Source organism: Kushneria sinocarnis (genome assembly GCF_003633775.1).
GTDB lineage: Bacteria > Pseudomonadota > Gammaproteobacteria > Pseudomonadales > Halomonadaceae > Kushneria > Kushneria sinocarnis.
This window is the reverse complement of sequence record NZ_RBIN01000006.1, coordinates 96,541-108,521: the sequence shown is the minus strand read 5'-3', so window position 1 is coordinate 108,521 and position 11,981 is coordinate 96,541. Positions and strand designations below refer to the sequence as shown.

General features: G+C 64.2%; 8 protein-coding genes. 6 read left to right on the top strand and 2 right to left on the bottom strand.

Features of this window, described 5'->3' with window-relative positions:
* Positions 1 to 19 precede the first annotated feature (19 nt).
* Positions 20 to 1,495 carry a TrkH family potassium uptake protein gene (locus C7446_RS10840; RefSeq protein ID WP_121173132.1) on the top strand — a complete coding sequence of 492 codons (1,476 nt, stop codon included), beginning with the start codon at positions 20 to 22 and terminating at the stop codon, positions 1,493 to 1,495.
* A gap of 77 nt (positions 1,496 to 1,572) precedes the next feature.
* Here the strand turns inward: C7446_RS10840 and C7446_RS10835 are convergent, their stop codons facing one another.
* Both C7446_RS10835 and C7446_RS10830 read right to left on the bottom strand, forming a co-directional pair.
* On the bottom strand, positions 1,573 to 2,748 hold the full coding sequence (locus tag C7446_RS10835; RefSeq protein WP_121173314.1) for a 1-acyl-sn-glycerol-3-phosphate acyltransferase: 1,176 nt from the start codon (positions 2,746 to 2,748) through the stop codon (positions 1,573 to 1,575).
* Entirely contained in the window at positions 2,745 to 3,674 is a 930-nt protein-coding gene (locus C7446_RS10830; protein ID WP_121173131.1) for a recombination-associated protein RdgC, read from the bottom strand. Before C7446_RS10830 ends, C7446_RS10835 begins: the two co-directional genes overlap by 4 nt.
* A gap of 309 nt (positions 3,675 to 3,983) precedes the next feature.
* Between C7446_RS10830 and gyrA the strand changes: the two genes are divergently transcribed.
* The 5 genes from gyrA (at position 3,984) to cmk (ending at position 11,896) form a co-directional block, all read left to right on the top strand.
* Positions 3,984 to 6,680: a DNA gyrase subunit A gene (gyrA, locus tag C7446_RS10825; RefSeq protein WP_121173130.1), complete on the top strand. Its 2,697-nt coding sequence runs from the start codon at positions 3,984 to 3,986 to the stop codon at positions 6,678 to 6,680.
* 93 nt (positions 6,681 to 6,773) lie between these two features.
* A complete protein-coding gene (serC, locus tag C7446_RS10820; protein WP_121173129.1) occupies positions 6,774 to 7,853 on the top strand; it encodes a 3-phosphoserine/phosphohydroxythreonine transaminase in 1,080 nt (359 codons plus the stop codon).
* Positions 7,854 to 7,869: 16 nt separating this feature from the next.
* A complete protein-coding gene (gene pheA, locus C7446_RS10815) occupies positions 7,870 to 8,982 on the top strand; it encodes a prephenate dehydratase (RefSeq protein ID WP_121173128.1) in 1,113 nt (370 codons plus the stop codon).
* Between the two features lie 11 nt (positions 8,983 to 8,993).
* Positions 8,994 to 11,219, top strand: a complete 2,226-nt coding sequence (locus C7446_RS10810; protein WP_121173127.1) for a bifunctional prephenate dehydrogenase/3-phosphoshikimate 1-carboxyvinyltransferase — start codon at positions 8,994 to 8,996, stop codon at positions 11,217 to 11,219.
* Entirely contained in the window at positions 11,216 to 11,896 is a 681-nt protein-coding gene (gene cmk / locus C7446_RS10805) for a (d)CMP kinase (RefSeq protein ID WP_121173126.1), read from the top strand. Before C7446_RS10810 ends, cmk begins: the two co-directional genes overlap by 4 nt.
* Positions 11,897 to 11,981: the final 85 nt, after the last annotated feature.

The following is an 11,981-nucleotide window of genomic DNA, read 5'->3' as shown; positions in this document are numbered from 1 at the left end:
CGACTGTCAGGGGAAAATCATGTCGCGCCTGCTTTCGCTGCGCCGCCCCACCGGCATCGGGCCGGTATTGCGCATTCTGGCCGTGCTGTTGCTGGTGCTGGCAGCGATCATGCTGCTGCCGCTGGTATTGCTGATTCTGGAGCACAGCGCCGATGTCATGGCCTTTGTGGTGGCCTTCGGCATTACGGTCGGCGCTGCCGGGTTGCTGCTGTTCATGACCCGGCATGTTCCGGTCGAGCTGCGTCCGCGGCAGATGTTCATTCTGACCACCTCCAGCTGGGTGGTGCTGTCTGCCTTTGCCAGCCTGCCGCTGATGCTGGGGGCGACGCATCTGTCGCCCACGGATGCCGTCTTCGAGACCGTGTCGGCCATTACCACGACCGGCAGTACGGTACTGGTGGGGATCGATCATCTCTCCGATGGTATCAAGCTCTGGCGCGGCCTCATGCAGTGGCTGGGCGGGATCGGCATCATCGTGATGGCGATTGCCATCCTGCCGTTTCTGCAGGTCGGGGGGATGCGCCTGTTCCAGACCGAGTCCTCGGACTGGTCGGACAAGATCCTGCCGCGTGCCAATACCGTGGCCAAGGCGATCGGACTGGTCTATCTGGGCTTTTCGCTGGTGGCGGTCATCAGTTATCTGCTGGCCGGGATGTTACCGCTGGATGCCGTCGTGCATGCCATGAGCTCGGTCGCCACCGGCGGCTTCGCCAACTACGATGTGTCCTTCGGCCGCTACGCCGATCAGCCCCTGATCCTGTGGCTCGGCATCCTGTTCATGCTGTGCGGCGCACTGCCATTCGTGCTCTATATCCAGATGCTGCGTCAGCGTTCACTGGCGATCTGGCAGGATCAGCAGGTGCGCGGATTGCTGCTGCTGCTGGCCGTCTCCATCGTGCTGCTGAGTCTTTATCGCATGCTGCGGGGCGTGCCTCCCTTCGAAGCCGTGACGTCGGTCGCCTTCAACGTGGTCTCCATCGTGACCACCACCGGCTACGCCTCCGATGACTACACCCTGTGGGGGCCGTTTGCGGTCGCCGTCTTCTTCTATCTGACCTTCATCGGCGGCTGTTCGGGATCGACCAGTGGTGGCATGAAGGTCTTCCGCTTTCAGATCGGGCTGATCATGCTGATCAATCAGCTGCGTCATCTGGTGCATGCCAGCGGGGTCTTTGCGCAGCGCTACAATGGCCGCATGCTGACCGATGAAGTGGTACGGGCGGTCATTGCCTTCTCGTTCTTCTTCTTCTTTACCGTGGGCACACTGACGCTGGGGCTGGCACTGATGGGGCTGGATCTGGTGACGGCGCTGTCGGGAGCTGCGACCTCGGTGGCCAATGTGGGACCCGGACTGGGCAGTACCATCGGCCCCGCCGGCAACTTCTCCTCGCTGCCGGATGCGGCCAAGTGGATGCTCTGTGTGGGCATGCTGATGGGGCGTCTGGAGATCCTGACCGTGCTGGTACTGCTGACCCCGACCTTCTGGCGCAAGTAACGGCCGGGGCCGACCGGCGCAGCTGCGGGCGATCCCGCCGTCAGGAGATGGCCTGGCAGCGGGCGCGCCCCGCGTGATCAGAGTGGCGTATAGCCGGCGCGGTTGAGAACCGGGTTGGCGTACTGGCACAGCCAGTAATCGCGCAGTTCCTCGGGGATTTCGGCCAGCCGTTGCCGGAAGCGCTGCCGGTCGGCCTCGGTGATGGCCTGATGCTCGACCAGCTCGGGTGCATGTCCGGTTGCCTCCAGTGCCAGATAATGGCTGGGGAAGAGGGTATAGCCGGCCAGCACCTGACGGTCGATTTCCGTCGTCAGTGACTCCAGACTGTCTTCGGTGCTGCCCACCGGAGTGCCGAAGACCAGCCGGACCCGGCCCTTGTTGCCGGTGATGCCGGCGGCAATCGCGAGAATATCCTCGTAGGCGGTCTTTTCGTAACGTCCCCCCTCGCTGATCGCCTTGAGTTCACGTGCCTTCTGCAGATCGCAGGGATCATACTCGTAGCTGATCGAGACGGGCACGACCCGCAGTTCACGGATCGATTCCCCGATCAGGGCTTCGCGATTGCGCTGGCGCCGGGCCATGCCCAGCATCTTGATGATGGCGGCATCGGTCCGGTCAACGCCGTTCTTGGCCCGACCCTCGCGCTGGGCCATCCAGACCGAATGGTTTTCCGCGATCAGCGAATGCCGGATATAGCAGGAGAGCTGCTGATAGGCGGCAATCATGGCGCGCTTGCCCCGCGACGAGCGTGGCACGATGAAACTCTTGTTGAGTCGCATCAGGTCCGTCACGAAGGGCTTCTGCAACAGGTTGTCGCCGATGGCGATACGCACCGTATCGCGCCCGGCCTGGTAGAGCGCGTAGTTGACGAACGCGGGATCAAGCGCGATGTCGCGATGATTGCCGATGAAGAGATAGGCCGTATCGTCCGACAGCTGCTCCAGCCCCGCCACCTCGAAGGTGGCGGTGGTCTGTTCGATCATGCGATTCATGTAGACCGCAATGTGATGCTGGAAATCCCGGATGGAGTCGACGCCGCGTATGGCACGCCGCAGCCCCTGGCGTGCCAGGAAACGCGCCAGTGGGCGAAAGCGCCGGAACAGCCGGGGCAGCCGGTAGCGGGCGACGGTGTCCACGAATTCGTCGTTGCGCGTCAGTCGTGCCAGCACGGCCGGCACTTCATCGTCGTAGAAGGGACGAATGGCGTCGAAATTCCCGGCCGCGTCGGCCTCGAGGTCGAACTGATCGGTCATGGTGTCGCGGGCACCGCCTCGGCTTCGCCGCCCAGCCATCGGATCAGCTGCTCGACGGCATTGGAAAGTACCTGAGCCATGAGCACGAACTCGGTTTCCATGCTCATGACCGGATTATCACTGTCGCTGCTGTCGTTGGCTTCGTCGATGACGGCATCATCGAAACGCAGGGATTTCAGGGCGAGATCTTCCTGCAGGGTCAGGCTCAGCTGGCCCTCCAGCGCAAGTGACAGACGACTGACCTGACGACCGACCTCGAGTGCGGTGCGAATCTCCTCGCCATCGGGGTCGATGCTGCGTGCCCGCAGCACCCCGTCATCATCGGCACGCGACCGTAGTTCGATCTGATCGCCGAGCAGCAGCCCTTCCGGGCGGGCAGCAGGGTCCGACAGCCAGCCGGTCATGGTGCGCCCGGGGGGCGTGGCCACGGCCAGCGGTGCCACCTTCAGGCTGCCCAGCGACTGACGCAGGGCATCCAGCGTCTGTTCGGCACGCCTGGCGCTGGAGGCATTGATGCCGATCAGGCCGCGTCGGGTATCCCACCAGAGGTCGGTCCGGCTGCTGCGGGTGAACGCCTGCGGCAGCAGCTCCTCGATGATGCGCTCCTTGAGCGCCTGCTTTTCCCGCCGTCCCGGGGGATAGCCCTGGGCGGCTTCCTGTTCGGCCACTCGCTCTTCGAGTGTCTCGCGAATCACGGCCGGAGGCAGCAGACGCTCCTGACGCATCAGCGTCAGCAGGCGATGCCCGCTGACCTCATGCAGCAGCTGTTCACTTTGGCGTCCGGCCGGAGTCGTCCAGCCGTGGGCGCGCGCCTGATGCGACGTGACCGGCGCAAAGGCGTGAGCGGCCAGTGCGTCCTGCAGGGCATCGAATGACCACGTGCTGTCTTCATGCAGGCGGTAGAGATGTAAATGCTTGAACCACATGGTGTCCTTCCATCGAGAGCGCCCATTATGAGCCAACGGGGGTGGTCGGGGCCAGCGTGACGATACACAACACATCGCTTCGGGGCGAGCCTCGTGAGCTGCACCGATGGTCCATGTCGTTGTCCATGAGCCTGCCCGATCAGGGGGTGTTGTGTGTTACCATCGCCATGCTGTAAGCGACGCTTCCTGCCCGCAACGCCGGCAGGCTATCGCGCGCCGTCAGCGCCTTCGGACGGCATCCGCCGCCCGCGCACTCTGTGCTTCAGGCAGCCGGATTACTTGGATCACCGAACCAGGATTTGACGACCCATGGGTGAGATCGCCAGAGAGATTCTGCCAGTCAATATCGAGGACGAGCTCAAGCAGTCGTATCTCGATTACGCCATGAGCGTCATCATCGGGCGGGCACTGCCTGATGTCCGTGATGGGCTCAAGCCGGTGCATCGGCGCGTACTCTATGCCATGCACGAGCTCGGCAACGACTGGAACAAGGCCTACAAGAAGTCGGCCCGTGTCGTCGGCGATGTCATCGGTAAGTACCATCCCCATGGCGACAGCGCGGTTTACGACACCATCGTGCGCATGGCGCAGGATTTCTCGATGCGCTACGTGCTGGTGGACGGGCAGGGCAACTTCGGCTCGATCGATGGCGACAGCGCTGCAGCCATGCGTTACACCGAGGTGCGCATGGCGCGGCTGTCGCACGAGCTGCTGTCCGATCTGGAAAAGGATACCGTCGACTGGGTCGACAACTACGACGGTACCGAACGCATCCCCGAGGTGCTGCCGACCCGCGTTCCCAATCTGCTGGTCAACGGCGCTTCCGGGATCGCAGTGGGTATGGCAACCAATGTGCCGCCGCACAACATGCGCGAGACCATCGATGCCTGCCTTGCGCTGATCGACGATCATACCCTCTCCATCGATGACCTGATGGAGTACATTCCGGGGCCGGACTTTCCGACCGGCGGCATCATCAATGGCCGCGCCGGCATCCTCGATGCCTACCGTACCGGTCGTGGCCGGGTCTACGTGCGGGCACGTCACTCCATCGAGCACGATGATCGTACCGGTCGCGATCATATCGTGATTACCGAGCTGCCCTATCAGGTCAACAAGGCCCGGCTGATCGAGAAGATCGCCGAGCTGGTCAAGGACAAGCGCATCGACGGCATCGCCGAGCTGCGTGACGAATCCGACAAGGAAGGGCTGCGGGTGGTGATCGAAACCCGCCGCGGTGAATCCGGCGATGTGGTGGTCAACAACCTGTTCGCGCAGACCCAGCTGGAAACCGTGTTCGGCATCAACATCGTGGCGCTGGAGGGCGGTCAGCCCCGCACCCACAACCTCAAGGGGCTGCTGGAGGCCTTCATCCGCCACCGGCGCGAGGTGGTTACCCGGCGTACGCTCTACGAACTCAAGAAGGCGCGTGAACGTGGCCATATCCTCGAAGGCCTGACCGTGGCGCTCTCCAGCATCGATGAGGTCATCGAGCTGATCAAGGCCTCGCCCAGCGCGGCCGAGGCCCGAGAGCAGCTGATTGACCGTCAGTGGGCGCCGGGTCAGGTGACCGAGATGCTCGATCGGGCCGGGGCCGAATCCTGCCGTCCCGAGGATCTCGAGGCGCAGTACGGACTCTCCGAGGATCGTGCGCGCTATCAGCTTTCGCCTGCTCAGGCACAGGCGATCCTGGACCTCCGCCTGCACCGGCTGACCGGGCTGGAAACCGAGAAGCTGCTCGACGAGTACAAGGGCATTCTCGATACCATTGCCGAGCTGACGCATATCCTGGCCTCCGCCGATCGGCTGATGGAGGTGATTCGCGAGGAGCTGGAGGCGATCCGCAACCAGTTCGGCGACGAGCGCCTCACCGAGATTCAGGCCAGCCGGCGTGATCTGACCATCGAGGATCTGATCAACGAAGAGGACATGGTGGTCACGATCTCGCGCTCGGGCTATGCCAAGAGCCAGCCGCTGTCGGACTACCAGGCGCAGAAGCGCGGCGGACGCGGCAAGTCCGCTACCAGCATGAAGGATGAGGACGTCATCGAGCATCTGCTGGTGGCCTCGACCCACGATACCGTGCTGCTGTTCTCCGATCGCGGCAAGGTGTACTGGCTCAAGGTCTACGAGATGCCCCAGGCCAGTCGTGGCTCGCGTGGCCGGCCGCTGGTCAATCTGCTGTCGCTCGATGAGGGCGAGTGGATTACCGCGGTGCTGCCGGTACGCGACTATCGTGCCGACAGCTTCATCTTCTTCGCCACGGCCCACGGTACCGTCAAGCGGACCTCGCTGGATCAGTTCTCGCGTCCGCGCAGTGCCGGACTGATCGCCCTCGATCTGGAAGAGGGGGATCGCCTGGTGGGGGCGGCCGTGACCAGCGGTTCCGATCACGCCATGCTGCTCTCTTCCAATGGCAAGGCGATCCGCTTCAGCGAAAACGATGTGCGCGCCATGGGCCGTACCGCCCGCGGGGTGCGTGGCATGCGCCTGAGTGACGGTGCCCGGATCATCAGCCTGATCATTCCGCGGACCACCATCATTGATGAAGCCGCCGATGATGACAGCGAAGCCGTCGGCAACGGCCATCAGGAAGGGGAGTGCTATATCCTTACTGCCTCCGAGCACGGCTACGGCAAGCGTACCCGGCTCGAGGAGTTTCCGCTGCGCGGTCGTGGCGGCCAGGGCGTGATTGCCATGCAGACCACGCCGCGCAACGGTGAGCTGGTGGCGGCCATCCAGGTCGGCGAACACGACGATATGATGCTGATCAGTGATCGGGGCACCCTGGTGCGCACCCGGGTGGGCGAAGTGTCGCGCAGTTCACGCAACACCCAGGGGGTCACCCTGATTCGCATGGGTGATGCCGAGCGGCTGGTATCGACGGTACGGCTGGATGAACCGACCGAGGAAGAAGTGAGCGAACCGGAAGAGGCTGCGGTCGGCGAAGAGCCGCTGCAGGCCGGGGAGAGCGATGCCGCCGGCGCCGGTGGCACCGAGGAGTAATGACACGGCCGGGACCCGCCTCCCGGCCGTGTTGCCTGTGACGGGCCTGCTCGCGCCGAGCGGGCGAGTGTTTTTTTCGTGGATCGAGCGCACATGACACGCCATTTCAACTTCTGCTCCGGCCCGGCGATGCTGCCCACGGCTGTTCTCGAACGCGCACAGCAGGAAATGCTCGACTATCAGGGCAAGGGGCTGTCGGTCATGGAGATGAGTCACCGCAGCAGTGACTTCATGGCCATTGCCGAACGCGCTGAAGCCGACCTGCGCGAGCTGCTGGCCGTGCCCGACAACTACAGCGTGCTGTTCATGCAGGGGGGTGCGACGATGCAGTTCGCCGGGGTGCCGCTCAACCTGCTGGGTAACGGCGGTACCGGCAACTACCTGGATACCGGCATCTGGTCACAGAAGGCCATCCGCGAGGCCGAGCATCTCGACAGCGCCCATGTCGTCGCCTCCGCGAGCGACAATCGCTATACCGCAGCGCCGGCGCCCGCCGACCTGTCGCTCTCCGATGATGCGGCCTATCTGCACTACTGCGAGAACGAAACCATCGGCGGGCTACAGATGGATTACGTACCCGATACCGGGGTGCCGCTGGTCTGTGACATGTCCTCCTCGATCCTGTCGAAGCCGATCGATATCACGCGCTATGGTGTGATCTATGCCGGTGCACAGAAAAATATCGGGCCGGCCGGGATCGTGATTGTCATCGTGCGCAACGACCTGCTCGAGCGGGCGCGCCGGGAGACGCCGACGCTGCTCAAGTGGAAGGCCTTCGCTGACAATGGCTCGATGCTCAATACGCCGGCGACCTATGCCTGGTATCTCTCCGGACTGGTCTTTGACTGGCTGAAGGGTCAGGGCGGGGTCGAGGCCATGGCCCGGATCAATGCGCGCAAGGCGGCGAAGCTCTACGAGGCCATTGATGCCAGCGGTTTCTATGGCAATCCGATCGCCCCCGCCAATCGTTCGCAGATGAACATTCCGTTCATGCTGGCCGATGAAGCACTCAATCCGGTCTTCCTGAACGAGGCGGAAGAGGCCGGCCTGCTCAACCTCAAGGGGCACCGCAGCGTGGGCGGCATGCGGGCCAGTATCTATAACGCCATGCCGGAAGCCGGAGTCGATCGGCTGATCGAGTTCATGCGCGATTTCGAGCAGCGTCACGGTTAGACGGCGGAGGCCGACCATGAACGATCATTCCCGCGATGAGCAGCATGACGAGTCGGACCTGGAGCAGCTGCGCCAGCGCATCGACCACATCGACAGCGAGCTGATCCGGCTGATCAGCGAGCGTGCCCAGTGCGCTCAGGTGGTGGCCCGGGTCAAGCTGGCAGAAGATCCTCAGGCGCTGTTCTACCGCCCGGAACGTGAAGCGCAGGTACTCAAGCGTGTCATGGCCCTCAATCCCGGTCCGCTACCGGGCGAGGAGCTGGCACGCCTTTTCCGGGAGATGATGTCGGCCTGCCTGGCTCTGGAACAGCCGATCCGGGTGGCCTACCTCGGCCCCGAGGGCACCTTTACCCAGCAGGCGGCGCTCAAGCACTTCGGGGACAGTGCGGTGGACGTGCCGCTGCCGGCCATTGACGAGGTCTTCCGCGAGGTCGAGGCCGGCTCCGCCCACTACGGCGTAGTGCCGGTCGAGAACTCCACCGAGGGGGTGGTCAACAACACCCTCGACTCCTTCATGGATACGTCGCTGCGCATCTGTGGTGAAGTGGTGCTGCGCATTCATCACCATCTGCTGGTGGGTGAGAATACCCGTCGTGACCGGGTTTCGCGTATCTACTCGCATGCCCAGTCGCTGGCCCAGTGCCGCAAGTGGCTGGATGCCCACTATCCACACGCCGAGCGCGTGGCGGTTTCCTCGAATGCCGAAGCGGCGCGGCTGGTGCGCAGCGAGTGGCACAGTGCCGCCATTGCCGGCGACATGGCCGCGCGCCGCTATGAGCTCGAGCATCTGGCCGAAAAGATCGAGGATCTGCCGGACAATTCGACCCGCTTTCTGATCATCGGCAATCATGATGTCCCGCCGAGCGGCGAGGACAAGACCTCGCTGGTGGCGGCGATGCGCAATCAGCCCGGGGCGCTGCATGACCTGCTGGAACCGTTCCACCGTCACCGCATCGACATGACCCGTCTGGAGAGTCGTCCCTCCCGGCACGGGGTGTGGAACTACGTCTTCTTCATCGATTTCAAGGGCCATCAGGACGACCCGCTGGTGCGGGCCGCTCTCGAGGAAGTGCGTCTGCGGGCCGCTGAAATACGGGTGCTGGGCTCCTATCCGGTGGGGGTGCTTTGAACAGCGCTGACATGACGGGAGAGCCGGCCGGTGAACGGGGAGTTCTGGTCGTCGGCCTGGGGCTGATCGGAGCTTCGCTGCTGGCCGCGCTGCGGGAGGGTGGCTACCGGGGCCGGCTGCTCGGTTGCGATCAGGACAGTGCCAGTGTGGCGACGGCACTCGACATGCAGTTGATCGATGCCGGCAGTACCGAGCCACAGGGACTGCTGCCGGAAGCGTCACTGATCGTGCTGGCCGTGCCGGTCATGGTCCTGCCCGAGCTGGTGGCCCGGCTGGCGCCGGCCATCGCCGCGGATCAGGTGGTCACGGATGTCGGCAGTACCAAGGCTGCCCTGTGCGAGGCAGTAACCCGCAGGCTGGGCCGGATGCCCGCCTGGCTGGTGCCGGGGCACCCCATCGCCGGCTCGGAGCGCAGCGGGGTCACCGCTGCCAATGCCGGCCTCTACCGCCGTCACCGGGTGATCCTGACGCCGGTCGCGCAGACCGCAACCGATGCCGTGCGGCGTATCGAGCAGCTGTGGCGGGCCTGTGGTGCCGAGGTGGAGTGCCTGACGGTCGAACGGCATGACGCGGTGCTGGCGCGTACCAGCCACCTGCCGCATCTGCTGGCCTTCTCGCTGGTCGATGGGCTGGCGCGCCGTGACGAGCGCCTCGATATCTTCCGCTATGCCGCCGGAGGATTTCGTGACTTTACCCGGATTGCCGGCAGTGACCCTGTCATGTGGCGGGACATCTATCTTGCCAATCGTGAAGCCGTACTTGCTGCGCTGGATGAATTCGAAACGGGTGTGGCGCGGTTGCGCCGGGCCGTCGAGTCGGGTGATGGCGACACCATGCTGGCAGTCCTGTCGCGTGCCAGCCACGCGCGACACTATTTCGACACGCTACTGAATCAGAAGAGCTATCAGGCCATGGAACAACGCAACATTCGCTATCAGGCGGTCCACGGGGGCAGCATCCAGGGGCGTATCCGAGTGCCCGGCGACAAGTCGATGTCGCACCGCGCGATCATGCTGGGCGCGCTGGCTGAAGGCGTGACCGAAGTCGAGGGCTTTCTGGAGGGTGAGGACAGTCTGGCGACCCTGCAGGCCTTCCGCGAGATGGGGGTGGCCATCGAGGGGCCGCATCAGGGGCGGGTAATCATTCACGGCGTCGGCCTGCACGGTCTTCAGCAACCGGCCGGGGCGCTCTATCTCGGCAATTCCGGCACGGCCATGCGGCTGTTCACCGGCTTGCTGGCGGGACAGTCCTTCACCACGACCCTGACCGGTGATGCCTCCCTGACCCGCAGGCCGATGGATCGGGTGGCCCAGCCGCTGCGACTGATGGGCGCGAGGGTGGATACGGCCGAAGGGGGCCGCCCGCCGCTGACCATCCAGGGTGGGCAGGCGCTGCAGGGCATCGACTATGACATGCCGATGGCCAGTGCCCAGGTGAAATCCTGTTTGCTGCTGGCCGGCATGTACGCCGAGGGCTCGACCCGGGTACGTGAGCCGGCCACCACCCGGGATCATACCGAGCGCATGCTGACCGGCTTCGGCTATCCGGTACGCCGCGAGGGCAATCAGGCCATCATCGAGGGGGGCGGCCGACTGACCGCGGGGCCGATCGACGTGCCGGCGGATATCTCCTCGGCGGCCTTCTTCCTGGTGGCGGCGGCGATCACCCCGGGTGCCGATCTGGTGCTCGAACATGTCGGTATCAATCCCACCCGGATCGGGGTGATCAATATCCTTCAGCAGATGGGAGCCGAACTGGAGCTGCTCGATCAGCGCGAGGTCGGGGGAGAGCCGGTGGCCGATATCCGGGTCCGTTACTCCAGTCTGAAGGGCATCGACATACCGGTCGATCAGGTGCCGCTGGCGATCGACGAACTGCCGGTACTGTTCATTGCCGCCGCCAATGCCGAAGGTGTCACTCGCCTGCGTGAGGCTGCCGAACTGCGGGTCAAGGAGTCCGATCGCCTGCAGGCCATGGCGGATGGCCTGGCGGTGCTGGGGGTCGACTGTACCCTGTATGAGGACGGTATCGATATTACCGGTGGCGCCTATGGCGGCGGATGGGTTGACAGTCTCGGCGATCATCGCATCGCCATGGCCTTCACCGTGGCGGCGCTGCGGGCCGGGGAGGATATCCTGATCGAGGACTGCGCCAATGTGGCCACCTCGTTCCCGGACTTCCTGCCGCTGGTCAACCGCATCGGCATGACGGTGACCGAGCAGACGGGGGACGCATGAGCGATATACCGGTACTGACGCTCGATGGCCCCGGTGGCGCCGGCAAGGGCACCATCAGCCGACTGCTTGCCGATGAGCTGGGCTGGCACCTGCTCGATTCCGGTGCGCTCTATCGACTGACTGCGCTGGCGGCCGAGCGTCAGGGAGTGGATTTCGACGATGAGCCGGCTCTGGTGCAGGTGGCTCGTCAGCTGGACATTGCCTTTCTGCCGGACGAGCAGGGGGCTCGGGTGCTGCTCGGCGAGGATGATGTCTCCCGCGAGATCCGTCAGGAGCACATCGGCGGACGAGCCTCGGAAGTGGCCTCGATGCCTGCGGTACGCGATGCACTGCTCGCACGTCAGCAGGACTTCGCGCAGCTGCCCGGGCTGGTGGCCGATGGCCGGGACATGGGGACCGTGGTCTTTCCGCAGGCTTCACTGAAGATATTCCTGACCGCCAGCGCCGAGGAGCGCGCGCGCCGCCGGCAGGCACAATTGCAATCGACTGGCAGTCATGCTAGCCTGCCAGACCTTCTGAAGGAAATACAGGCGCGTGACGAACGCGACATGCAGCGCTCCGTCGCGCCTCTGGTTGCAGCTCGGGATGCCATTACCCTGGATACCACCGAGCTGAGCATACCGGACGTTGTTGCTCGCATCGGAGCGCTTCTGGCCGAGCGTGGCCTGAAGCCCTGATATTCGACATCACTGCTCCGGAGGCCCTGGCAAGGCGTCATGGGGTATCAGGATGACAAACGGCAAATCCTGATACGTCTAACCA

Coding starts and splice junctions, on each gene's coding strand:
- C7446_RS10840 (WP_121173132.1), top strand. CDS start 20: ATGTCGCGCCTGCTTTCGCTGCGCCGCCCCACCGGCATCGGGCCGGTA.
- gyrA (WP_121173130.1), top strand. CDS start 3,984: ATGGGTGAGATCGCCAGAGAGATTCTGCCAGTCAATATCGAGGACGAG.
- C7446_RS10810 (WP_121173127.1), top strand. CDS start 8,994: ATGACGGGAGAGCCGGCCGGTGAACGGGGAGTTCTGGTCGTCGGCCTG.
- C7446_RS10830 (WP_121173131.1), bottom strand. CDS start 3,674: ATGTGGTTCAAGCATTTACATCTCTACCGCCTGCATGAAGACAGCACG.
- C7446_RS10835 (WP_121173314.1), bottom strand. CDS start 2,748: ATGACCGATCAGTTCGACCTCGAGGCCGACGCGGCCGGGAATTTCGAC.
- serC (WP_121173129.1), top strand. CDS start 6,774: ATGACACGCCATTTCAACTTCTGCTCCGGCCCGGCGATGCTGCCCACG.
- cmk (WP_121173126.1), top strand. CDS start 11,216: ATGAGCGATATACCGGTACTGACGCTCGATGGCCCCGGTGGCGCCGGC.
- pheA (WP_121173128.1), top strand. CDS start 7,870: ATGAACGATCATTCCCGCGATGAGCAGCATGACGAGTCGGACCTGGAG.